19 protein-coding genes are annotated in these 23,710 nt (G+C 62.4%); 7 read left to right on the top strand and 12 right to left on the bottom strand.

Going from position 1 to position 23,710, the window contains the following annotated elements; genetic code table 11:
• Window positions 1-4 precede the first annotated feature (4 nt).
• The 6 genes from AC3WK8_RS26155 to AC3WK8_RS26180 all read right to left on the bottom strand — a co-directional run bounded on the left by AC3WK8_RS26155 (window position 5) and on the right by AC3WK8_RS26180 (window position 9,144).
• Complete coding sequence (locus tag AC3WK8_RS26155) at window positions 5-718, bottom strand: FadR/GntR family transcriptional regulator (RefSeq protein WP_085597033.1); 714 nt, start codon at window positions 716-718, stop codon at window positions 5-7.
• 75 nt (window positions 719-793) lie between these two features.
• Complete coding sequence (locus tag AC3WK8_RS26160) at window positions 794-2,104, bottom strand: C4-dicarboxylate transporter DctA (protein ID WP_022641113.1); 1,311 nt, start codon at window positions 2,102-2,104, stop codon at window positions 794-796.
• Between the two features lie 354 nt (window positions 2,105-2,458).
• The gene (gene glyA, locus AC3WK8_RS26165; protein WP_022641112.1) at window positions 2,459-3,712 is read right to left on the bottom strand and encodes a serine hydroxymethyltransferase; all 1,254 of its coding nucleotides are present in this window, start codon (window positions 3,710-3,712) and stop codon (window positions 2,459-2,461) included.
• 172 nt (window positions 3,713-3,884) lie between these two features.
• A complete protein-coding gene (locus tag AC3WK8_RS26170) occupies window positions 3,885-7,733 on the bottom strand; it encodes a bifunctional diguanylate cyclase/phosphodiesterase (protein WP_085597034.1) in 3,849 nt (1,282 codons plus the stop codon).
• A 112-nt stretch (window positions 7,734-7,845) separates the two neighbouring features.
• Complete coding sequence (locus AC3WK8_RS26175) at window positions 7,846-8,457, bottom strand: LysE family translocator (protein WP_103326251.1); 612 nt, start codon at window positions 8,455-8,457, stop codon at window positions 7,846-7,848.
• A gap of 48 nt (window positions 8,458-8,505) precedes the next feature.
• Entirely contained in the window at window positions 8,506-9,144 is a 639-nt protein-coding gene (locus AC3WK8_RS26180; RefSeq protein ID WP_103326252.1) for an alanyl-tRNA editing protein, read from the bottom strand.
• Between the two features lie 350 nt (window positions 9,145-9,494).
• On the opposite strand from AC3WK8_RS26180, the gene ettA reads away from it, so the two are divergent.
• Complete coding sequence (gene ettA, locus AC3WK8_RS26185) at window positions 9,495-11,159, top strand: energy-dependent translational throttle protein EttA (protein ID WP_031320563.1); 1,665 nt, start codon at window positions 9,495-9,497, stop codon at window positions 11,157-11,159.
• Between the two features lie 291 nt (window positions 11,160-11,450).
• Window positions 11,451-12,788: an NADP-specific glutamate dehydrogenase gene (gene gdhA / locus AC3WK8_RS26190; protein ID WP_085597038.1), complete on the top strand. Its 1,338-nt coding sequence runs from the start codon at window positions 11,451-11,453 to the stop codon at window positions 12,786-12,788.
• 6 nt (window positions 12,789-12,794) lie between these two features.
• Here gdhA and AC3WK8_RS26195 read toward each other — a convergent pair whose 3' ends face one another.
• The 4 genes from AC3WK8_RS26195 to AC3WK8_RS26210 form a co-directional block, all read right to left on the bottom strand.
• The gene (locus AC3WK8_RS26195) at window positions 12,795-13,277 is read right to left on the bottom strand and encodes a GreA/GreB family elongation factor (RefSeq protein WP_103326253.1); all 483 of its coding nucleotides are present in this window, start codon (window positions 13,275-13,277) and stop codon (window positions 12,795-12,797) included.
• 69 nt (window positions 13,278-13,346) lie between these two features.
• Window positions 13,347-13,703 (bottom strand): hypothetical protein, encoded by a 357-nt coding sequence (locus AC3WK8_RS26200; RefSeq protein ID WP_085597040.1) that lies wholly within the window; start codon window positions 13,701-13,703, stop codon window positions 13,347-13,349.
• A 99-nt stretch (window positions 13,704-13,802) separates the two neighbouring features.
• A complete protein-coding gene (locus AC3WK8_RS26205; RefSeq protein ID WP_103326254.1) occupies window positions 13,803-15,656 on the bottom strand; it encodes an Lnb N-terminal periplasmic domain-containing protein in 1,854 nt (617 codons plus the stop codon).
• A gap of 92 nt (window positions 15,657-15,748) precedes the next feature.
• Window positions 15,749-16,237: a DUF3015 domain-containing protein gene (locus AC3WK8_RS26210; RefSeq protein ID WP_022641102.1), complete on the bottom strand. Its 489-nt coding sequence runs from the start codon at window positions 16,235-16,237 to the stop codon at window positions 15,749-15,751.
• Between the two features lie 278 nt (window positions 16,238-16,515).
• On the opposite strand from AC3WK8_RS26210, the gene AC3WK8_RS26215 reads away from it, so the two are divergent.
• Both AC3WK8_RS26215 and AC3WK8_RS26220 read left to right on the top strand, forming a co-directional pair.
• The gene (locus AC3WK8_RS26215; protein WP_022641101.1) at window positions 16,516-18,954 is read left to right on the top strand and encodes a Lon protease family protein; all 2,439 of its coding nucleotides are present in this window, start codon (window positions 16,516-16,518) and stop codon (window positions 18,952-18,954) included.
• 214 nt (window positions 18,955-19,168) lie between these two features.
• A complete protein-coding gene (locus AC3WK8_RS26220; protein ID WP_031320562.1) occupies window positions 19,169-19,510 on the top strand; it encodes a PA4575 family protein in 342 nt (113 codons plus the stop codon).
• Between the two features lie 21 nt (window positions 19,511-19,531).
• Here AC3WK8_RS26220 and AC3WK8_RS26225 read toward each other — a convergent pair whose 3' ends face one another.
• Window positions 19,532-21,364, bottom strand: coding sequence for a hypothetical protein (locus AC3WK8_RS26225; RefSeq protein ID WP_103326255.1), 1,833 nt, complete (start codon window positions 21,362-21,364; stop codon window positions 19,532-19,534).
• A gap of 152 nt (window positions 21,365-21,516) precedes the next feature.
• On the opposite strand from AC3WK8_RS26225, the gene AC3WK8_RS26230 reads away from it, so the two are divergent.
• The 3 genes from AC3WK8_RS26230 to bamJ all read left to right on the top strand — a co-directional run bounded on the left by AC3WK8_RS26230 (window position 21,517) and on the right by bamJ (window position 23,187).
• Window positions 21,517-22,005: a TIGR00645 family protein gene (locus AC3WK8_RS26230; RefSeq protein ID WP_031320561.1), complete on the top strand. Its 489-nt coding sequence runs from the start codon at window positions 21,517-21,519 to the stop codon at window positions 22,003-22,005.
• A gap of 132 nt (window positions 22,006-22,137) precedes the next feature.
• Window positions 22,138-22,443: a DUF6482 family protein gene (locus AC3WK8_RS26235; RefSeq protein WP_022641097.1), complete on the top strand. Its 306-nt coding sequence runs from the start codon at window positions 22,138-22,140 to the stop codon at window positions 22,441-22,443.
• A 126-nt stretch (window positions 22,444-22,569) separates the two neighbouring features.
• The gene (bamJ, locus tag AC3WK8_RS26240) at window positions 22,570-23,187 is read left to right on the top strand and encodes a BamJ family beta-barrel-assembly machinery protein (protein ID WP_103326256.1); all 618 of its coding nucleotides are present in this window, start codon (window positions 22,570-22,572) and stop codon (window positions 23,185-23,187) included.
• 87 nt (window positions 23,188-23,274) lie between these two features.
• Here bamJ and AC3WK8_RS26245 read toward each other — a convergent pair whose 3' ends face one another.
• Window positions 23,275-23,544, bottom strand: coding sequence for a PA4570 family protein (locus tag AC3WK8_RS26245; RefSeq protein ID WP_022641095.1), 270 nt, complete (start codon window positions 23,542-23,544; stop codon window positions 23,275-23,277).
• Between the last annotated feature and the right edge of the window lie 166 nt (window positions 23,545-23,710).

The raw sequence follows: 23,710 nt of genomic DNA on the forward strand, positions 1-23,710 counted from the left end.
TGGGTTACCGGGCGTCCGGGCCCAGGTGGTCGTCCGGGATATTCAGTTCGATGCCCATGCGTTGGCCCTCCTGGAGGATGTGCCGGCGCATCTCGGCGCTGGCCTGGGCGCTGTTGCGATTGCGGATCGCCCGGACCACCGCTTCGTTTTCCTCCAGGCGTTCGGCCAGGTGCTCGGGAGACTCGCGCAGGATCCGCGCGCTCTGCCTGAGGGCGTTGCTGGTCTGCTGCACCACGTTCTGGAAGATCGGATTGCTGGTCAGGGTGAACAGTTCTTCATGGAAAGCGATGTAGGCATTGGCCCCGGCCTCGGCATCGCTGGCCTCCAGGGCTTCGCGCATGTCCATCAGGGTCAGGCGTAGCTGGCCGATCTCCCGGCTGCTGATGGATTGCGCCACCAGGCCGACGATGAAGGGCTCCAGGGTATAGCGCAGCTGCAATACATCCTCCAGGCTGGCGCCGGCCAGCGTGGCTTCCGGGCCCTGGAGCTCGTCCAGGGGAGCATCGAGCACCAGCACGCCCTTGCCGGGCATGGAACGCACCAGGCCCAGGGTTTCCAGGACGATCACCGCTTCACGCAGGCTGGGCCGGCTGATCCCCAGCTGTTCGGCCAGTTCACGCTGTCCGGGCAGCATATCGCCGGAGCGCCACTGGCCGCGGGCCAGGGCGGCCCGCAGCTTCTCTACCACTGAGTTCACAACCGTTGACGAGCTGATCACTGTCGACTCCATGTAAGGGGCGCGCGTTGTCGCGCGCTGATTGCTGTGCCTGGCGCGGGCCGGCACAAGGATGGATCAGAATTCCTGCTGGCTCCCGCTCGCAGCCTTGCGGGCCTGGAAACCATAGCCTTGCTGGCCGCTGAGCACCTTGTCGGCTCGCTGGAGATCGATGTCCTGTTCCCAGCGGGCGATGGCGACCGTGGCCACGCAATTGCCGATCAGGTTGGTCAGGGCCCGGCCGATGCCCATGAACCAGTCCACCGCCAGCACCAGTACCAGGCCCACCACCGGGATCGCCGGGATCGCGGTCAGGGTCGCCGCCAGGATCACCAGGGCCGAGCCGGGAATGCCATGGGCGCCCTTGGAGGTGATCAGCGATACCAGCAGGATGGTCAGCAGGTCCGCCATGGACAGCGGCGTGCCGGTGGCGTTGGCGATGAAGACGATGGCCAGGGTCAGGTAGATGGAGAAACCGTCGAGGTTGAACGAGTAACCGGTAGGAATCACCAGGCCCACGGTGGAACTGCCGATCCCCAAGTGTTCCAGCTTACGCATGATCTGTGGCAGTACCGCGTCCGATGACGCAGTGCCAAGGACGATCAGCAGCTCCTCGCGCAGGTACTTGAGGAAAGGCAGCATGCGCAGGCCCGACAGGCGCATCACCAGGCCCAGGATCAGCGCGACGAAAGCGCTGCAGGTCAGGTAGAACAAGCCCACCAGGCTGCCCAGGTGCTGTAGCGAGTCCAGGCCGTACTTGCTGGTGGTGAAGGCAATGGCGCCGAACACGCCGATGGGCGCCAGGCGGACGATCATGCCCATGATGCGGAAGATCACGTGGCTCAGTTCGTTGATCAGGCGCGAGATCCCCGAGGCGGCTTCGCCCACCAGGTTCAGCGCGCTGCCGAACAGCACCGAGAACAGCAGCACCTGGAGGATGTTGTTCTCGGCGAAGGCACCGAGCACCGAGGAGGGGATCAGGTCCATGAGGAACTGGGTGGTGGTGTGCATATGCTCGCTGCGCTGGGCGATATCGCCCATGTCGGCGGGAGACAGCTGCTCCAGGTGGATGTTGGCGCCGCTGCCGATGCCGGTGCTGAAGGCCATGACCAGGCCTATCACCAGGGCCAGGGTGGTGAGTATTTCGAAGTAGATCACTGATTTCAGGCCGATGCGGCCGACCTTCTTCAGGTCGCCGGCGCCGGAGATACCGCTGACCACCACGCAGAACACGATGAGGCCGATGAGCATCTTGATCAGCTTGATGAAGGCATCGCCCAGGGGTTTGAGTTGCGAGGAGTATTCGGGGAGGGTGAGGCCGCACACGATGCCGAGCAACAGCCCGAGCACCACTTGGAGGAAGATCGAACGCGAGCACCATTTGAGCATGGGAGGAGTCCTGGTCGGTGTCCGGCCTGCCGTGCATTCGAGACGCAGCGGGTGGCGGACTTAATTATTTTGGTCTTACCGGTTTGTCCAGTGCAGGCGCAGTCTACGCTCGGTTTTTTTGGGTTTACAAGAGGGATCGGGAAAATTGGCTTTACCGGTCTGACCAGTGGCCTTGCGCCGTCTACCCGGGCTTTCGGCCTGGTGGCTTTCAGGGGCCGTGCAAGGTCCATTGCAGAGCCTTGGAGGTTTTTTGCGGGGCGCGTCGCCGCCTGCATTAGCCGCTAGAGGGAGTTTTCTGCGGGCATGAAAAAGCCCGGCGCCAGGCCGGGCTTTTCTGTTGCGGTGCGGTGCTGATTAAGCGCCGTACACCGGCAGCTTCTTGCAGATGGCCTTGACCTTCTCACGTACGGCGTCGATCACCGCTTCGTTGTTCAGGTCAGCCAGGATGTCGCAGATCCAGCCGGCCAGTTCGCGGCACTCGGCTTCCTTGAAGCCACGGGTGGTCACGGCTGGAGTACCGAAGCGCAGGCCGGAGGTGACGAACGGCGAGCGTGGGTCGTTTGGCACGGAGTTCTTGTTCACGGTGATGAAGGCCTTGCCCAGGGCGGCGTCGGCATCTTTACCGGAGATGTCCTGCTTGATCAGCGACAGCAGGAACAGGTGGTTTTCAGTACCGCCGGAAACCACGTCGAAACCGCGCTCGATGAACACGCTGGCCATGGCCTGGGCGTTCTTCACCACTTGCTGCTGGTAGGTCTTGAACTCAGGCTGCAGGGCTTCCTTGAAGCAGATGGCCTTGGCGGCGATCACGTGCTCCAGCGGGCCGCCCTGGGCGCCAGGGAATACGGCGGAGTTCAGCTTCTTCTCGATGTCGGCGTTGGCGCGAGCCAGGATCAGGCCGCCACGTGGACCGCGCAGGGTCTTGTGGGTAGTGGTGGTCACCACGTCGGCGAACGGCACTGGGTTCGGGTATACGCCAGCGGCTACCAGGCCGGCCACGTGGGCCATGTCGACGAACAGGTAGGCACCGACCTTGTCGGCGATTTCGCGAAAGCGTGGGAAGTCCAGGATCTGCGAGTAGGCGGAGAAGCCGGCGACGATCATCTTCGGCTTGTGCTCGACCGCCAGGCGCTCGACTTCGTCGTAGTCGATCAGGCCGTTGGCGTCGATGCCGTACTGCACGGCGTTGTACAGCTTGCCGGAGGAAGAAACCGCAGCACCGTGGGTCAGGTGGCCGCCGTGGGCCAGGCTCATGCCCAGGATGGTGTCGCCGCCTTGCAGCAGGGCCAGGTAGACCGCGGCGTTGGCCTGGGAACCGGCGTGTGGCTGGACGTTGGCGTAGTCGGCACCGAACAGCTCCTTGGCTCTGTCGATCGCAAGCTGCTCGACCACGTCGACGTACTCGCAACCACCGTAGTAGCGCTTGCCTGGGTAGCCTTCGGCGTATTTGTTGGTCAGTACCGAGCCTTGAGCTTCCATCACCGCTGGGCTGGTGTAGTTTTCCGAAGCGATCAGCTCAATGTGCTCTTCCTGGCGCTGAGCTTCTTGCTCCATGGCGGCAAAGAGATCTGCGTCGTACTTGGCAATAGTCAAATCACGGCTGAACATGGCGGTCCTCAAGGATCGGGGGGCAGAAAAGGCAGGCATTCTAACCCAATGGGTTTTGGATGGCATATGAAAGGACATCATGTCGCACAGAAGCCGCATTCAAGTGACGAGCTGCAAGCTGCAAGCGGATCGCTTTCCCTTGCGATTGGCTGCTTGTAGCTTGCCGCTGCCGCTAGTCGAACATGAACAAGGCGTCGTTGCTGAATTGCGCTTCGAAGCGGTTGGCCGGCATCGGCCGTCCGAACAGGTAGCCCTGGACTTCGTCGCAGCCGTGCTCGCGCAGGAAGTCCAGCTGTTCGTGGGTCTCTACCCCTTCGGCGATCACCGCCAGGTTCAAGCTGTGGGCCATGGCGATGATGGCGCGGGCGATCTGCGCGTCCTGTTCGCCGGACGGCAGGCCGTCGACGAAGGTGCGGTCGATCTTCAGTACGTCGATGGGGAACTGCTTGAGGTAGTTCAGCGATGAATAGCCTGTGCCGAAGTCGTCTACCGCGATGCTCAGGCCCAGGTTCTTCAGGCCGTCGAGGATCTGCATCGCCTCGCTGACCTCGCGCATCAGGATGCTCTCGGTCAGTTCCAGCTCCAGGCACGCCGGCGGCAGGCCGGTGTCCCGGAGAATGGTGGCAATGCGCATGCCCAACTGGCCGTCGGAGAATTGCCGGGCCGAAATGTTCACCGAAACCTTCGGTACCCGTACCTTGGCCACATGCCAGGCCTTGAGCTGGCGACAGGCTTCGCTGATCACCCAGTCGCCGACGTCCACCACCAGCCCCAGCTCCTCCAGCACCGGAATGAAGTCGCCCGGTGGCACCAGGCCACGGCGTGGATGGCGCCAGCGCAGCAGGGCCTCGGCACCGGTCAGGCGCTTGCCGTCGCCGCTGAACTGCGGTTGGTAGTAGAGCACGAACTCCTGCTGCTCCAGGGCATGGCGCAGGTCGCTTTCCAGTTCCAGGCGTTCCAGGGCGCTGGCGTTCATGTCCGCCTGGTAGAACTGGAAGTTGTTCTTGCCGCGTTCCTTGGCGTGGTACATCGCGGTGTCGGCGTTCTTCATCAGCTGGCTCAGTTCGTTACCGTCCTGGGGGCTCAGGGCGATGCCGATGCTGGCGGTGACGAAGAACTCCCGGCCTTCGAGGACGAAGGGTTTGACCAGGCTGGCGAGGATCTGCTCGGCGACGTGGATCGCCCGGTTCAGGGCGATTTCCCGGCTGGCGCGCGGTTGCAGCAGCAGGGTGAACTCGTCGCCGCCCATGCGCGCCACGGTGTCGTCATCGTCGACGCAACCCAGCAGGCGGACGGCCATCTCCTTGAGCATGCGGTCGCCGGCGGCGTGGCCCAGGGAGTCGTTGATCGGCTTGAAGCGATCGAGGTCGAGGAACATCAGCACCACCCAGGACTTCTGCCGCTCCGCCGATTGCAGCGCGGTATGCAGGCGGTCCTGGAACAGCGTGCGGTTGGGCAGGTGGGTCAGGGCATCGTAGTAGGCCAGGCGGTGGATCCGCTGTTCGCTGGCCTTGCGTTCGCTGATGTCGCTGAAGAAGCACACGTAGCTGGCCAGGTCGCCTTCGTCGTCGAGCACGGCGGTGATCCCGACCCAGGCCGGATAGTGCTCGCCATCGCGGCGCTTGAGCCAGACCTCGCCTTCCCAGGTGCTGTGCTGGTTCAGCTGCTTGATCACGTAGCGCAGGTGGGCTTCTTGCTGTTCGTCCACGGTGAGCATGTTCGGCAGTTGGTCCAGCACCTGGGATACGGCGTAGCCGCTGACCCGGCTGAAGGCCTCGTTGGCCTGGACGATGTAGCCCGCCGGGTCGGTGATGAGAATCGCCGAGGTCGAGTGCTCGAATACCGTGGCCGCCATGCGCAGGTCTTTTTCCGCCCGGCGTTGCTGGCTGATATCGCGGCCGACCCCGAGCACGCCTTCGAAGGCGCCGTGTTCGTCCCAGACCAGCACCAGGCGTAGTTCGATGGGGATCTTGCGGCCATCGGCCCGCAGGCAGTCGAACAGGAACAGCTGGGTCTGCACCTGGCTGCGCAGTTGTGCCAGTTGCTCGGGTTTGTCCAGGGCCTTGCTGACCCGGTCCATCAGCACGTAGATGCCGGTCAGCTGCTGCGGGTTGGCGATGGTCGACTGCCAGCCGTTCTGGAACACCCATTCCACGTCGTAGCCGAGCACCGACTGCACCGATGGGCTGACGTAGTTCAGCGAGAGCTTGTTGTCGGTGGAGAAGATCACGTCGCTGATGCTCTCGGCGAGCATGCGGTAGCGCTGTTCACTGTCGCGCAGGGACTCGCTCGCCTCGATCTGGTCGGTGATGTCCTTGGCCACGCCGATGATGCGTGTCACCTGGTCATAACGGTCCCGGGCCAGGGCCTGTTCGCGGATCTCGAAGCGCCGCCATTGGCCGCTGCGATGGCGGAACCGCAACTGGCACTGCAGCAGCTGGGCATAACCGGAATGTCGCTGGTCCTGGCGCAGTTGGTGATAGAGGTCGGCATCCTCGGGGTTGAGCAGGATCTCCCAGAAGTACTCGCCCATCTGTTGCAGTTCGGTCCTGTTGTAGCCCAGGGTCTGTCCCAGATGGTGGTTGCTGAAGATCATTCGCTGGCTGATCACGTCCTGCACGTACAGGTGATCGGGCACGGTCCGCACCACGTCCGACCAGAAGCCCTCGCGCTCCAGCAACGACAGTTCGATCAGCTTGCGGCTGGTGATGTCGCTGATGCTGAGGATCACCGCCCTGAAGTCGTCGGGCTGTTCCGGCAGGCGCATCACCAGCCACAGGTGCTGATCGTTGCCTTGGGCGTCGCTGAGCTTGATCTCCAGTTCCAGCTGCTTGTGCTGGTTGACCAGGGCCTCGAGCAACTGGCCGCCGATGGCGCTGCCGGGATTCGGGCTGCCTTCGATCAGCAATTGCCAGGCCTCGTCGCCGGAGTGGACGTTGAGCAGGCTCAGGGCGACCTGGTTGACTTCGGTGATGCGCAGTTCCTGGAGCAATTGGCGGTATTGCTCCGCATGACCGTCCTGCCAGCGCTTGAGCTGGTTGAGCGAATGCAGGTGGTGTTTCTCCAACAGGCCTGGCAGGCCGGAGATGTCCAGCACGCAGAGGGCCACGCCGGTGCCCTCGAAAATGTCCTGGTAGCGGCGCCGGCCCTCGTGCAGTTGGCGCTGGCGCCGACGGATGTTGAGCAGGGCGATCACCGGCAGCAAGGAGAAGGCCAGCCCCAGCAGGCACTTGCCGATGAAGGCCGGCAGCAGTTCCTCGAGTACCGCACGCTGGTCGAACAAACCGCGCAATTGCCAGTCGCTGTTGCCCAGGGGCAACAGCAGCACGCTGCTGGCCATTTCGTCGGGGTCGAGCATGCCGGGGGTCGGGGTGCTGCGCTCGTCACGCTTGATCACCTGGCGGCTCAGGCGGTTCTCGATCACCCAGCTCGGCTTGAAGCCGTCTTCGCTCTGGCGCACCAGGCTCTGCAGGAAGCTTGGCGCCATGCGCAGGATCCAGTAGCCACGGGTCGAGCCACTGGCCTGGTGCAGCAGCACGTGCACCACCGAGCCGTCGGCGGGGTTGCTGTAATAGAAGCGCTGCGAGCGGCTGCGCTGCACCAGTTCGGCGAGCCAGACGGCATCCTGGCTGCCCTCGGCGGTATCGCTGATGATTTCGCCCTGGGCATCGAGCAGCGCGAAGCTGCGCACATCCGGCAGGGAACGCTGGAGTTTCTCCAGCAGTTGCTGTTGTTGCTGGTTGTTCTGGGGGGCTTCGACGATCGGCAGCAGGTTGAGGGCGATCTGCGCATTGAGCGCCAGGTTCAGGCTCAGGTGGTCGGCGAGGTCGGCGCTGTAGTCGATGGCATGCTGGCGTTGGTCTTGGCGAGCCTGTTGCAGTTGGTCGAGCAACTGCCAGAACAGCAGGGCCAGGAGCAGCAGCACCAGGGTCGCCAGTGCGCCTTTGAGAGTGCCGCGCAAAGGAGGGGCCGACACAGGGGCTTTAGCGCGCGCTGGCTGTGGCGAAGTAACGTTGGACAAGCTGTGATCCTGCGGTTTGGCTGGGCTGGCGCGACGTGCACTATAAGCCGGACGCCCGAAGGGCGGCTAGCATGCCTTGAGTTGTGGCAAAGTGCCAGACCCGCCTGGCCGACTAGAGAGCCAGCCTGCTATCGAGCTGCAAATCCGCCAGCCGCCAGAGAATGGCTAGCGCGAAGCAGCAGATCACCACCGAGGCCGTGCGGTTGATGGCGTGGGGCGTCAACCAGGCGTGGCCGCTGCGCTTGATCCGGGCGCCGAACAGCACCCAGGCGCAACCCACCGGGATCACCACTGCGGTGAACTGTGCGACGAAATGCAGGTACAGCTCGAAATCGGCGAAGGTCTGCAGCGGGACAATGAACGACACCACCAGCAAGCCCTTGGGATTGATCAGGGTCAGCAGGAAAAAATGCCTTCGGGACACCAGGCTCTCCGGTGAACCCGGCAGGCCGCCGTCGGGCCTGCGCCAGAGCAGGTACGAGGTCCTGGCCAGGTAGCCGATCGAAACCAGCTGCATCAACTGCAGAGACCAGGGGGCGCCATCGCCGATATGCCCCAGCAGGTAACCCCAGAAGGATATCTGCAACAGGTAGGCCAGGCATTCCAGCAGGCTCAAGGGCCAGGCGCGCCTGAAACCGTTGAGTGCCCCCGAGCGCAACAACAGGGTGTTGGTCGGGCCCGGCATCAGCAGCAACAGTCCGAGTGCGGACATGATGTTCAGCATGCAAGCGGTTTCCTCTGAGTCCACCGGGCCACGAACGACTGGCGGCGGCTAATCCACCAGGTAGATCTCGACGCGCTCCTTGTGCGCCCCGATGTTATTGCGCTTGAGGCGAATCCGCCCGACTTCGCCAGTCCTGCGCAGGTGCGTACCACCGCAGGGCACCTGGGAAAAGCCCTCGATGAGCCAGCAACGGCGCAGATGCTCGGTATCGGTAAAGCGACTTTCGATCGGCAGGTCGGCCGCCACCAGCCGTTCGACCTCGGCGAGGATCTCGGGAAAGTACTGGCTGATGCTGCCGTCCATGGTGAAGTCGATACGTGCCTTGGCCTGGCCTATATGGGCGCCGATCTTATCCAGCCCGGGGAATTTCTTGTAGAACAGCTCCAGGACGATTTCGGCGGCGAAGTGCAGCCGCATCAGGGCGTAGCGCCGTGGCCAGTCGATTTGCACATTGACCAGGTCGCCCACGGCGAAGTCCGGCGCCGAGGCCAGCCGATAGACGATGTGTTCGCCGACGACCGTGGCCTGGGTGACCTGGATGCGATCGATGGTGCCCTGGTCCGACTCCTGGCCGCCGGACTCGGCGAAGAAGATCGTCGGGCTGATCATGACGTCGGATCCTTCGACACTCAGCACGCGAGCATCCAGGGAGGTGAGGTAGGGAGTACTCCAGAAGGCACGTTCCATAGGGCTTGTCTGTCTTGTTCCATGGAGAGGGGCGAAAGGTAGCGTAGAAGCATTGGAGAGCGCTTTCGAGGAAAACTGACCGCCGGCCGGGTAGTGGCCCGATGGCAGGCTCATGCCCGAGCTTGCCCGTGGCCTTGTTTGAGAGTGGCCAAGGCCTTGCTTCTACAGGCTCTGGGGCTATTGGCGGGGGCCTTGTGTCACAGGGGCTGCAGCAAGAAAAAGCGCGGCTGAAGCTCCCGGCGGTCTGCCCGCCGTCGCTCAGTTAGGTTAACCTTGAAGGTTGGGAGTGCTGTGTATCGCACCACGAGGCTTAGCAGGCCTGTTTTCACCTTTTTCACGAGGTCCATATTTTGGCTCAATACGTTTTCACCATGCATCGGCTGGGCAAGGTCGTTCCGCCGAAGCGGGAAATCCTGAAAAACATCTCCCTGTCCTTCTTCCCCGGAGCCAAGATCGGCGTACTGGGCCTCAACGGTTCGGGTAAGTCCACGCTGCTGAAGATCATGGCTGGCGTCGATACCGAATTCGAAGGTGAAGCACGGCCGATGCCGGAGCTGAACATCGGCTACCTGCCCCAGGAGCCACAGCTGGACCCGTCCAAGACCGTGCGTGAAGTGGTCGAGGAAGCGGTCAGCGTGATCAAGGACGCCCAGGCCCGCCTGGACGAGGTCTATGCTGCCTACGCCGACCCTGATGCCGACTTCGACAAGCTGGCCGCCGAACAGGCCAAGCTGGAAGCCATCCTGCAGGCCAGCGACGGCCACAACCTGGAACGCCAGCTGGAAGTCGCCGCCGATGCCCTGCGCCTGCCAGCCTGGGACGCCCGCGTCGAGCACCTGTCCGGTGGTGAGAAACGTCGTGTGGCCCTGTGCCGCCTGCTGCTGTCGGCCCCCGACATGCTGCTGCTCGACGAACCGACCAACCACCTGGACGCCGACTCGGTGGCCTGGCTGGAGCACTTCCTGCACGACTTCCCGGGCACCGTGGTAGCCATTACCCACGACCGTTACTTCCTCGACAACGTCGCTGGCTGGATCTTGGAACTGGACCGTGGCGCGGGCATCCCGTACGAAGGCAACTACTCCGGCTGGCTGGAGGCCAAGTCGGCGCGTCTGGCCCAGGAATCCAAGCAGCAGTCGGCCCACGAGAAGGCCATGAAGGAAGAGCTGGAGTGGGTGCGCAAAGGCGCCAAGGCCCGCCAGTCCAAGTCCAAGGCCCGTCTGCAGCGTTTCGAGGAAATGCAGTCCCAGGAATTCCAGAAGCGCAGCGAGACCAACGAGATCTACATCCCGGCCGGTCCGCGCCTGGGCGACAAGGTCATCGAGTTCAAGAACGTCACCAAGGGTTATGGAGATCGCGTGCTGATCGACAACCTGTCGTTCTCCATGCCCAAGGGCGCCATCGTCGGCGTGATCGGCGGCAACGGCGCCGGTAAGTCGACCCTGTTCCGCATGCTGATGGGCAAGGAGACTCCGGACTCGGGCAGCATCGAGATCGGCGAAACCGTGCAGCTGGCCTGCGTGGACCAGAGCCGCGAGGACCTGGATGGCAGCAAGACCGTGTTCCAGCAGATCTCCGACGGTTCCGACCAGATCCGCATCGGCAACTACGAGATCCCGTCGCGCACCTATGTCGGCCGTTTCAACTTCAAGGGCGGCGACCAGCAGAAGTTCGTCAAGGACCTTTCCGGTGGTGAACGTGGCCGTCTGCACCTGGCCCTGACCCTGAAGGAGGGTGGCAACGTCCTGCTGCTCGACGAACCGTCCAACGACCTCGACGTCGAGACCCTGCGTTCCCTGGAGGAAGCCCTGCTGGACTTCCCTGGCGCCGCCATCGTGATTTCCCACGATCGCTGGTTCCTGGACCGCGTGGCCACCCACATCCTGGCCTACGAGGACGATTCCCAGGCGGTATTCTTCGAAGGCAACTACACCGAGTACGAAGCCGACCGCAAGAAGCGCCTGGGCGAAGCCGCGGCGCAACCGCACCGTGTACGGCACAAGAAGCTGGCCTGATCGGCTCGCTGCTGGAGAAAAACGGAGCCCACCGGGCTCCGTTTTTTTATGCCTGGAGAATGTATCGGCGGGGTAATTTCCCGGCTGTGGAGCACGTTCAAAGTGAGTGCAAAGCTGCGGCGTTTTGTCACCAATCCAGTGCGTACGAAGCCCGCAGATCGGGTCGATTTATATTTTTTGCACCATTTAAATTCATAACTGCGACATTTTGCTCTGTCCCAGTGCAGATTGAATTGCTAAAGTCCCTGGCAAATCTCCCCCTTAACGACAATAAATCCGCCGAGACTTTCCATGATCGAATCCGTCGAAGACTTCCTCGCCCGCCTGAAAAAGCGCGATCCGGACCAGCCAGAATTCCACCAGGCGGTGGAGGAGGTACTGCGTAGCCTATGGCCGTTTCTCGAAGCCAACCCGCATTACCTGGAGTCCGGGATTCTCGAGCGGATTTGCGAGCCGGAACGTGCCGTGGTGTTTCGTGTGTCCTGGGTCGACGACCAGGGCAAGGTTCGGGTCAACCGTGGTTTCCGCATCCAGATGAACAGCGCCATAGGTCCCTACAAGGGCGGCCTGCGCTTCCATCCGTCGGTGAACATGGGCGTGCTGAAGTTCCTGGCTTTCGAGCAGACCTTCAAGAACTCCCTCACTTCCTTGCCCATGGGCGGCGGCAAGGGCGGCTCGGACTTCAACCCCAAGGGCAAGAGCGATGCCGAAGTCATGCGCTTCTGCCAGGCCTTCATGAGCGAGCTGTACCGGCACATCGGTGCGGACGTGGACGTGCCGGCCGGGGATATCGGTGTCGGTGCCCGGGAAATCGGCTTCCTGTTCGGCCAGTACAAGCGCCTGAGCAACCAGTTCACCTCGGTGCTCACCGGCAAGGGCATGAGTTACGGCGGTAGCCTGATTCGCCCGGAAGCCACGGGCTTTGGCTGCGTGTACTTCGCCGAGGAAATGCTCAAGCGGCGTGACGACCGGGTCGAGGGCAAGCGCGTGGCGATCTCCGGCTCCGGCAACGTGGCGCAATACGCCGCCCGCAAGGTCATGGACCTGGGCGGCAAGGTGATCTCATTGTCGGACTCCGAAGGCACCCTGTACTGCGAGCCCGGCTTGAGCGAAGAACAATGGCAAGCGGTGCTGGAGCTCAAGAACGTCCAGCGTGGGCGCATCAGCGAACTGGCCAGCCGCTTCGGCCTGGAGTTCCGTGCCGGCAAGACGCCATGGGACCTGCCTTGCGATATCGCATTGCCTTGCGCCACCCAGAACGAGCTGGACGCCGAGGCGGCCCGCACGCTGCTGCGCAATGGCTGCATCTGTGTCGCCGAGGGCGCCAACATGCCCACTACCCTGGAGGCTGTGGATATCTTCATCGACGCTGGCATCCTGTTCGCCCCGGGCAAGGCTTCCAACGCCGGTGGGGTGGCGGTGAGCGGGCTGGAAATGTCGCAGAACGCCATGCGCCTGCTGTGGACCGCCGGCGAAGTGGACAGCAAGCTGCACGCCATCATGCAGTCGATCCACCATGCCTGCGTGCATTACGGCGAAGAAAACGGCCGGATCAACTACGTCAAGGGCGCCAACATCGCCGGGTTCGTCAAGGTGGCCGATGCCATGCTGGCCCAGGGCGTGGTCTGAATCGGTTCAGGCCGGTTCGATGCCGATGACCTCGATCAAGCGGTCGCCCGCCGGCCGCTGCCACAAGACCTCGTCCCCCAGACGCGCGCCCAGCAAGGCGCGACCCAGGGGCGAGGCCCAGTTCACCAGGCCCCTGGCGACATCGGCCTGGTCCTCGCCGACCAGTTGCACACTCTTTTGGTCGCCTGTTTCATCCACATAAGTCACCCGGCTGCCAATCTGTACCCGGTCGGTGGCGCTCGCCTGTACCACCTGGGCGCTGTGCAGGCGCTGGGTGAAGTAGCGCAGGTCCCGTTCCAGCTCCGCCAGGCGCTGGGGATCGCCGGCATCTTGCAGCCCGTGCTGCTGGTGCTGTAGCTGTGAAACCTTGTCCTGGAGCTCCACCAGCCCCTGTGGCGTAACGTAGTTGGGCTGGCTGCTGACCTGGCGCTCCACCGGCTGTGCGGCTTGGGCGGCGGCCTGGTCTTCGTTGACGAAAGCACGACTCATGGCGGTTCTCCCTGGTTGGGGTTGGCCATGGTGGCAGGTCCCAGGCCTGGAGCGTTGCCTGAAAGCGACCTATTGCGAACGATAGGCCCGGGCGGCATCGCGGTCCTTCTCCTGCTGCCAGGCCCGCTCACGCTCATCCCAGTGGCGCTGGCGATACTGTTCGCGGTCCTGGTTCTCCAGCATGGCCTGGCATTGGCGAAAGCCGTCGCTCCAGCCCTCGGCGTATTGCGCATCCTTGAGATAGCGGGGGACGTCCTTGCGAAACTCTCCACTGATGGAGCCGGCTGCCTGTCGGCCGCTGACACAGCCGTCGTCGAATCCATCGGCAAAGGCCGGCGGATAGCCTTGCTTGAGCAAATACTCGTGGTTCGACTCACAACCACCGATCAGGGCCAGTGCCAGCAATGCCCAAGCGTAACGCCACATCGAGGAGCTCCCAGACTTCACATGAGTGAAGTCTAGAAGGGCATTTGTCGGCGACGCGTGAAAACCTTGTCGCTAGGAGCTTGACGCTAGCAGCTGCCGTTAATAGTGGTACCACTTGAGTTCGAGCATGACTTCATTGACCGGGCTGGCCAGCTGGCTGAACTCGCGCTGGGCGCTCAGGCGCAGGCCCAGGTTGCGTGACAATTCCCATTGCTGGTTGAGGCTCAGGCTGCGGCGGACTTCGCCGTTGGTGAAGTAGTCGCCCTTGGCTTCGAGGCTGAAGTTACCCAGGGGGTTTTTCCAGAGGATGCCGGAATCGAAGCCGGCTGCCGGAGCGATGAAGCCGGCGAAGTCGGCATTGTGTTCCACCCGTACCGTGCCCAGGACAAAGCCCAAGGTGTCTTCGCCCAATTGCCAGGTACCACCGGCACCACCGTTGACGTGGCTGACCAGGGTTTCATCGTCGTGCTTGCCAGGTACCCGTTCCAGGCCACCGGTGACTTGCCAGGACCATGGCTGCAGCAACTCGTTGCGTGGGGTCAGGGAGCGGATGGTCGCCAGGTCCAGCTGTTGCAGCTGCCAGTGATTGCCTTCGTACTGGCGCAGTTTCATCTGCAGGATCTCGATCTGCGCTCCGAGGGGGAAACCTTCGGCGTTGTCGTTGAGATCGTGATAAGCCATGCGCAGGCCGTATTCGGCGAAAGCCTTGTCGTCCCGCGTGCCGACGCCGAGCTGCCAGGTCCGGGACTGGTGGCCGTCCTCAGGCAGGCCCGGACGCTGGATCTGCAACTCCGGCGCCGGGTTCTGGTTGATGGCCTTGAGCAGCTCGAAGCTGCGCTGCGAACGTTCGGTGTCGCGCTCCTGGCCGTTGGCCCGATAGCGTTCCAGGCGGTAGGCCGCGTCGACGATCAGGGCCTGGCGATCCCGGGGCATGGCCTTGAAGCCGGGGTCTTGCAGTTGTTTCTGGTCGGCGCTGACCTTGAGTACCCACTGCTGTTCTTCATGGCTCAAGGGCTGGGCGCGGCTGAGCAGCTCGCGCTCGCGGGACGGACGGTAGTCGATGCGCTCCACCAGCCCGGCGTCCTTGACAGCCTTGACCGTGTCGGTGGGGATCGCGGTGAGCGGGAACTGGCCGGTCAGGCGCAGGCTCGGGCGGGCGACCTGAAGCAGTTCCAGCAAGCGGTAGGAGCAGTTCTCGTCGAAGAAGAAGTAGTCGAACTTGATCTGCTTCAGTTCCCAGACATGCTCCACCATGCGCTCGGTTTCTTCCTGGGTCAGGTTCAGTCGGTACTCCCACAGGTCGCGATTTTCCAGGCTGCGGTATTCCGCCAGCTTCTCCTGGTAGGGGACCAGGGCGAACAGCCCGGGATAGCCGCCCATCAGGCCTTTCCAGGCATAGAGGATGCTGTTGTCCGAACCTTCGATATAGGCGCCGAAGTTGATCGCGTAGCTGAGCAGGGCCGTGTGGTTGCTCTGCACGTCTGCCTGGTCGATACGCAGCAGGGTGTGGCCGAACATCGACGAAGGGCTGTTGAGGTAGGCCGCCGGGAAGATCATCACCGTGCTGTGGGGGGCGACGTCCTTGAACCATTGGCTGAACTCGTTGCACTGGACCGCAGGCAGGTCGTTGAGCCCCAGCTGCGCCTTGAGCCAGCGGGTGCGGGCCGGGTAGACGCACTGGGCATGGCGTTCGCCGGTGCTGGCTGGAGCATAGAGAGCATCGAGGGTCGCACTCAGCTCGGCATCGGGATGATGGGCGCCGTCGGCGGCGAGGAAGAAGCGCGGATCGCTGACATAGCTGCGCCAGCCGCCGAGCTTGGCGGTCTCGTAGTGGCCGATGGAGATCCAGAAGGGGTCGTTGGCCAGTTGCTGCAAACGTTGTGAGTCAATGTGGGGCGCGGCGTACAGCGGGGCGCAGGCACAGAGCGCCAGGTAGGCAAGGCGTTTGAGCATGGTGGGCAACTTGAGTCGGAAATACAAAAGCCCGGAAGGGGCAGGATCAGAAAGAAAAACCCGCTCCCCGAAAGGAGCGGGCGGGGGCCGGCTTAGGCTGGAGTGGCGTACTTGGCCAGGCGAGCATCGCCTTTGAGTACGGCCAGGGTGTTGGTATGCACGTCTTCGGCGGTCACGTCGGCCTTGCTGAAGATCTGCTGGAAGTGTTCATGGGTAACCGCGGCGAAGTGCGCACGGTCTTCTGGAGCTACACCCAGGACCACGGCGTAGGTGGTCAGGGCTTCGCCCTGGCCCTTGGCCATGTCTTCGGACAGCTCGTTCATCATGCCGTTCATGGCGAACCAGGATTTACCGCCGTAGGTCAGGGCGGCGTTGGTGGAGCAGCCGTTGGTGCCGGAGGTCATGCCGAAGGTGGCGTTGCCGGAGGTACCGTTAGTGGTGGAAGCCAGGAAGTGGGCAGGAGTGCCGCGCTGGCCTTTGAACAGCATGTTGCCCCAACCGCAGTCCGGGCCACCTGGCGCTTGGGCCATGGCGTTCAGGGAGACGGCGGTGAAGAGAGTACCGAGAAGAATCCGTTTCATAGCGTTGTTCTCTTTGTGCATACCAATAATGGACAGGGAGGTTGGTCCGTGCCGGCACCAGGGGACCGGTTATTTATCCGGTCGCGCAGTTTGGAGTTTAGGCAGATTCCATCGGTTCCGTAAGTATTTGCAACGCAATACCGGAAATGCCGGGTGGCCCCTGGCATGGGGGGACAGGCTGCGGTCCGTCCCTGTTCGGCCATCAGGCGCGCCTTGCCAGCCGGGCCTGGCCAGCGCCAGAATGCCGTCATCCGCCCCGCCTGATGTAAGGAAGTCCGATGCCTGATCCTGTTGCCGCCAGCCTGCGTCTCGCGCCTGAGGCCTTGACCCGTCCGTTCTCCGCTGAGCAGTTCAGCTTCTCGACCACCAATGATCTGGAGCCCTTTCGCGGTGTGCTTGGCCAGGAACGCGCAGTCGAGGCCCTGCAATTCGGCGTGGCCATGCCCCGCCCCGGTTACAACGTATTCGTCATGGGCGAGCCGGGCACCGGGCGCTTTTCCTTCGTCAAGCGCTACCTGAAGGCCGAGGGCAAGCGCCTGCAGACGCCATCGGACTGGGTCTACGTCAATAATTTCGACGAGCCGCGCGAGCCGCGGGCGCTGGAACTGGCAGCAGGGGCCGCGGGCAGCTTCATCGCCGATATCAACGGTTTGATCGACAACCTGCTGGCAACCTTTCCAGCGGTCTTCGAACACCCGTCCTACCAGCAGAAGAAGAGCGCCATCGACCGCGCCTTCAACCAGCGCTATGACCGTGCCCTGGATGTGATCGAGCGCCTGGCCCTGGAGAAGGACGTGGCGCTGTATCGCGATAGCAGCAATATCGCCTTCACTCCGATGTACGAAGGCAAGGCGTTGGACGAGGCCGAGTTCGCCCAGTTGCCGGAGGCCGATCGCGAACGTTTCCACGAGGACATTTCTGCCCTTGAAGAGCGCCTCAACGAAGAGTTGGCGAGCCTGCCGCAGTGGAAGCGCGAGTCGAGCAACCAGCTGCGCCAGCTCAACGAGGAAACCATCACCCTGGCCCTGCAGCCGTTGCTGGCGCCATTGTCTGAGAAGTACGCGGAGAACGCCGGGGTCTGTGGCTACCTGCAGGCCATGCAGGTCTACCTGCTGAAAACCGTGGTCGAGCAACTGGTGGATGACAGCAAGACCGACGCCGTGGCGCGCAAGCTGCTGGAGGAGCAGTACTGCCCGAGCCTGGTGGTCGGCCATCCCGCCAGCGGCGGTGCCCCGGTGGTGTTCGAGCCCCATCCGACCTACGACAACCTGTTCGGGCGGATCGAGTACAGCACCGACCAGGGCGCGCTCTACACCACCTACCGGCAATTGCGCCCCGGTGCCCTGCACCGGGCCAATGGCGGCTTCCTGATCCTGGAAGCCGAGAAGATGCTCAGCGAGCCCTTCGTCTGGGACGCGCTCAAGCGCGCCTTGCAGTCGCGCAAGCTGAAGATGGAGTCGCCGCTGGGGGAAATGGGCCGCTTGGCCACCGTGACCCTGACGCCGCAGATGATCCCGCTGCAGGTCAAGGTGATCATCATCGGTGCTCGCCAGCTGTACTACACGCTGCAGGACCTGGATCCGGACTTCCAGGAAATGTTCCGCGTGCTGGTGGACTTCGACGAAGACATCCCGATGGTGGACGAGAGCCTCGAGCAGTTCGCCCAGTTGCTCAAGACCCGTACCTCGGAGGAGGGCATGGCGCCTCTGACCGCGGATGCGGTGGCGCGCCTGGCTACCTACAGCGCGCGCCTGGCCGAGCACCAGGGGCGCTTGTCGGCGCGGATCGGCGACCTGTTCCAGCTGGTCAGCGAGGCCGATTTCATCCGCCACCTGGCCTCGGACGAAATGACCGATGCGGGGCATATCGAGCGGGCGCTCAAGGCCAAGGCCACCCGTACCGGCCGGGTCTCGGCGCGGATTCTCGACGACATGCTGGCCGGCATCATCCTCATCGACACCGATGGCGCGGCCGTGGGCAAGTGCAACGGCCTGACCGTACTGGAGGTGGGTGATTCGGCTTTCGGCGTGCCGGCGCGGATTTCCGCCACGGTCTACCCCGGCGGCAGCGGCATCGTCGACATCGAGCGCGAGGTCAACCTCGGGCAGCCGATCCACTCCAAGGGGGTGATGATCCTGACCGGCTACCTGGGCAGCCGGTATGCCCAGGAATTCCCCCTGGCGATTTCGGCAAGCATCGCCCTGGAGCAGTCCTACGGTTATGTGGATGGCGATAGTGCTTCGCTGGGCGAGGCCTGCACGCTGATCTCGGCGTTGTCGAGGACGCCGCTCAAGCAGTGCTTCGCCATCACCGGTTCGATCAACCAGTTCGGGGAAGTGCAGGCGGTCGGCGGGGTCAACGAGAAGATCGAAGGCTTCTTCCGCCTGTGCGAAGCCCGTGGGCTGACCGGTGAGCAGGGCGCGATCATTCCCCAGGCCAACGTCGCCACCCTGATGCTCGACGAGAAGGTCCTGCAGGCAGTGCGTGATGGGATGTTCCATGTGTATGCAGTGCGCCAGGCTGACGAGGCCCTGAGCCTGCTGGTGGGCGAACCTGCCGGCGAACCGGATGCCGATGGCCAGTTTCCGGAGGGCAGCGTGAACGCCCGGGTGGTTGAGCGCTTGCGGGTGATCGCCGAGATGATCAGCGAGGAAGACCTGAAGGAGGCGGAGAAGGAGTCGGCGCAGGAGGCGTTGGCAGAAGCCAAGCCGGCCTGATGACGGAAGATGGCGAGGGCATTGGCTCTCGCCATCGGCGTCGATGCGCTGACGCCAATTTTTCAAAGTAGACCATTCGGCGCCTGTTGGATCGGTCAACTTTGTTTATCGGGCTTTTCTTCTATTCTCAGGGCAAGGAGAACGACAACCGTCGCTGGATCGAAACAGCCTTCGACCGAAGGCTGAATAGTGGATCTACCCGAGGGTCGCCGCCATGTCGCGCAACCTTTGCCTCACTCGCCAATGCCTTGGCCTCGTCACCCGTATCGAATGCTGCGTCCGCCCCCTGGCGGGAGACAACGGTATGTGGACCCTGCTCTTCGCCGCCGGAATGGCCGGTGAACAACCTTCGGCAATCAAGTCCCAGGGACCGTTCTGCGGTCCGGTGGTGGCCGAGTCCATCCTCGATTCCATCGTTGAAAGCCTGACTACCCATGGCTACCAGTTGGCGGACGATCCGCAGATCTGGTGCCTGCACCTGCAGGCCCAGTTGCGTCAGATCAACGGGGAACGGGGGCGCAACAGTGGCGACTTCCAGTTCCACCCCGAGCACTGAAAGCCGGGCCTCGATGCCCGGCTATGGCGCGGCAGGCGCGGATTCGACCTTGTCGAGCTTGACCTCGAAGCCGTATTCCACGGTGTTCAGCTCCGTGCGGTTGTAGCTTTCCAGCTGGCTCGGTTGGCCGTAGAAGTAATGCACGTCATATAACGCCGGGCCGCCATGCGGCGCGCTGTGGGAGACGGCGAGGATCTCCTTGAGGTACTGGCCGCTCGCATCCTTGGCATAGAAGCGCCAGGCATCCGAGGCAAAGAGCTGCTGGTCGACGATCAATGCATTGCCCTTGAGCTCCAAGCCCTTGGGCAACTGCTGCGCAGTGAGGGTCTGCTTCTCGATATTGGCCAGGAACAATGGGATCGAGCCGACCGCATAGGCGGGGGTTTCCGGGAACAGGTTCAGGTCATAGGTAATCAAGCCGCGCAAGGCGTCGATCTCGAATGCTTCGTCCGGCAACTCGATGGGCTCGCCACGCTGCCCCTGGGCGTTCTGGGTAAAGAAAGTCAGTGGTGTGTCGCCTGTACTGAACTGCCCGCCCAGCAGCTCGTCGTTGAAGGTCCGCGGATGGCTGAACTCGATGCGTGCATCACTGGCGTCCTCCACCGACTGGCTGATGGTCACTGACTTCTTCAGCGACTCCTCGTCGATCTGCGCTCCCTTGAGGTAGCTGGCCGCCTGGTCGTCATAGACCACCACCGGTATTGGTAGTGCCTGGATGGTCTTGTCGGTGGTGTTGCGTTCGAAACTCAATACCGGCAGGTCAAGATCCTTGCGTGTGACCTGTGCCTTGGAGAAATCCATTACCGCGACCTCCAGCTTGTCCACCATGCCGTTGAAGTAGACCTTGGCGTAGCGTCGGGTGTGCTTGCGGTCGAAGGCTTGCTGTTCATCTTCCAGTTGCTTTTCGAAGGCATCGCTCCATGTGCTCTGCTTTTGCATTGCGGCCAGTTGGCGCCGGTAGAAGGCGATCTGCTCGGCGTCCTCGTTGATCGATCCGGAACGCGAGAGGACCTGGCCGCTGCTGTCCCGGGCCTGCACCATCAGGGTATTGACCGAAACGTCACTGGCCTCCTCGAGTACTGGAGCGTTGTTGTTCATCTCGATCTCGGCGACGTTTTTCTCCAGGGCCAGCAGGGTCAGGCTGATGTTGCCGTCCTTGCGTGGCTTGCCGATGTCGGCCTTGGCCAGCTCGAAAGTCAGCACTCGCTGGGGCGCCATGACCTCGAGCTTGCCTTGCAGGGAGACCGGTTGCGGCTGGCTCTTGTTGTCGATTTCCAGGCCTTCGACGAAGGGGTAGGCGATGGTCAGGTCATCCGGGTTGGTCATGTTCGAGCTGGAAGGACTCAGCTGGATACCTGGGTCGGTTTCCGACCATTCAGGCTGGAAGTCCACGACTTTCTTGTTGCTCAGGGTGACCGATTGCCATTCCAGGCCATGGGGAAAAGGGAAGTGCCCGGGGATGCTGAAGTTGAAGGGAAAGATCGGTTGCAGGTCGGTCAGGTAGTCCGAGTTCGAACGCTTGCGCAGCACGAACAGGCCGTTGACATAGGTATCCACCAGGGCCTGCGGGGTAGGGTAGTGCTTGAGCACGGCGAGACTGTCATCGCCGTACTCGGTCTCGATGGGCTTGGTGGCGAGCTTGAGCTGGGCTCGCTCCAGCAACAGCAGCGAACCGCCAAGGTCGGCGAAGGCATCCTTGAGCTTGGGGTCCTGGATGGCCGCAAGGGACTTTTCCAGTTGCGCGGCTTCGTCCTTGAGGTTGGCCTCTTGCTTTTCATCGCTGGGCGAACAGCCGCCGCTACTCAGCAGGGCCAGACCAAGGCCGAGGCTCGCCAAAGGCAATCGCAAATCCATTTTCCAGTTTTCCTGTCCAGGGTCGGTGGGCGGTTGGAGTGGCTTCGACACTAGCAGAAAAAACGCCCGGAAAAACCCGTGGACCTGTGGTTTATGGAGTTTTGGGGCGCTGATATACTCGCCGCCGTTTTCACACCGGCTGCGAGATTCCAATGGAACGTTTTATCGAAAATACAATGTATGCATCACGCTGGCTGCTGGCGCCGATCTACTTCGGTCTGTCACTGGGCCTGCTGGCGCTGGCATTGAAGTTCTTCCAGGAAGTTTTCCACGTCATTCCCAACGTGTTCGCCATGGCTGAGTCCGAGCTGATCCTGGTCCTGTTGTCGTTGATCGACATGGCACTGGTGGGCGGCTTGCTGGTGATGGTGATGATCTCTGGCTACGAGAACTTCGTATCGCAACTGGATATCGACGAAAACAAGGAAAAGCTCAGCTGGCTGGGCAAGATGGATTCCTCGTCGCTGAAGATGAAAGTGGCGGCATCCATCGTGGCGATTTCCTCGATCCACCTGCTGCGGGTGTTCATGGATGCCAAGAACACTCCTACGGAGTACCTGCTGTGGTACGTGGTAATCCACATGACCTTCGTGGTCTCGGCGTTTGCCATGGGCTACCTGGACAAGCTGACCAAGCACTGAAGAACTCTTGATTGCCTGTAAGCCGCCCGGCCGTTGTGAAACGGACGGGCGGTGTCGTTTGTGGCTTGTGCTTTTCCTGGCCGCGGCATATCCCTTTAGGTGTCACGGGCCTGGAATGCATGAGGTGCGCTCATGAACCTGCAGGAAATGAATGCCTATGCCATCGCCGGAAAACTCGACGAACTGAACCTGATCTCCCTGGAAGGCGGGATCTACCTGCTCGAGGCGCGCATGCGCGGGACGGCCTATCCACTGAGCGATGCCCACGGGCAGACGTTCCACCTGCGCTCGGTGGAGCATGCTCGCGAGGTGCTGCAAGCTTTTCCCGACTTGCCATTCAACCTGATCCATACCTCGGTGCATGATGAGATGTGCGGCTTGTCCGGTACTGTCGAGGACAATCTGAAAGTCCCCATCGTCCTGCACTCCGGTGGTTGAGTCCGGGCGGCGATGATCCGCGCCGGCCTTCTGTGCTAGTCTGCTCGCCCTTTTGGTTCCGGGCGCTCCGGAATGCGCTGTGTCTGCACGGCCTTTCCCGAGCCGTCCGCACAGCGGAGCAGCGTCATGTCCGAAGTAAACCTGTCTACCGACGAAACCCGCGTCAGCTACGGCATTGGCCGTCAGCTGGGCGACCAACTGCGTGACAACCCACCACCAGGTGTGAACCTGGAAGCGATCCTGGCTGGCCTGACCGATGCGTTTTCCGGCAAGCCAAGCCGTGTGGGCCAGGAAGAGATGTCCGCCAGCTTCAAGGTCATCCGCGAAATCATGCAGGCTGAAGCCGCTGCCAAGGCTGAAGCCGCAGCAGGCGCTGGCCTGGCTTTCCTGGCTGAAAATGCCAAGCGCGAAGGCATCACCACCCTGGCCTCCGGCCTGCAATTCGAAGTGCTGACCCAGGGTGAAGGCGCCAAGCCGAGCCGTGAAGACAGCGTGCGTACCCATTACCACGGCACCCTGATCGACGGTACCGTATTCGACAGCTCCTACGAGCGTGGCCAACCTGCCGAGTTCCCGGTGGGTGGTGTGATCGCGGGCTGGACTGAAGCGCTGCAGCTGATGAACGCCGGTAGCAAATGGCGTCTGTACGTGCCGAGCGAACTGGCTTACGGCGCACAAGGCGTAGGTAGCATCCCGCCGCATAGCGTCCTGGTGTTCGACGTCGAGCTGCTGGACGTTCTGTAATTCCCCGAGGAGTCGACCTGCGAGCGATGGCGGCTTGGCCGCGGATGGTTCATCGCCAGCAGGCAGGCTCCTTTATCGGCTTGGGTTTCATACGCGGATTCTTGCGCTCAGGCCTTGGCTTTCGGCGCCGGTCGGCCGCAAGGCTCTGGCGTAGCAGAACAAAAACAGGTTACGCACCAACTCCTTGAGTACCAGCGGCTCGCTGGAGCTCAAGCCATTGAGGTCCAGGTCTCCCTGGTCCTGCAGCTCGTTCAGGGCTTCCTCTTCCAGTACTGCACAGACTTCCCCGGTTTCCCGATGCAGGATTCGCAGGTAGGGATGTGGGCGGTCCAGCCAGGCATCGATCAAATAAGTCATGGTTCTCATCTCCTTGAATTGGGGGTTCAATGAGAATAATTCTTATTCAATGAATAGCAAGTACCTATTGGCGGTTTCTGCTTTTTTTTGCCCAAGAGTTGCTGTCGCGCAAAGACCATGGCCTTTCGCTTGCTACGTCACAGGGGGGAGGCGGGGCGGGGCCCGG

Source organism: Pseudomonas sp. FW507-12TSA, assembly GCF_058781435.1.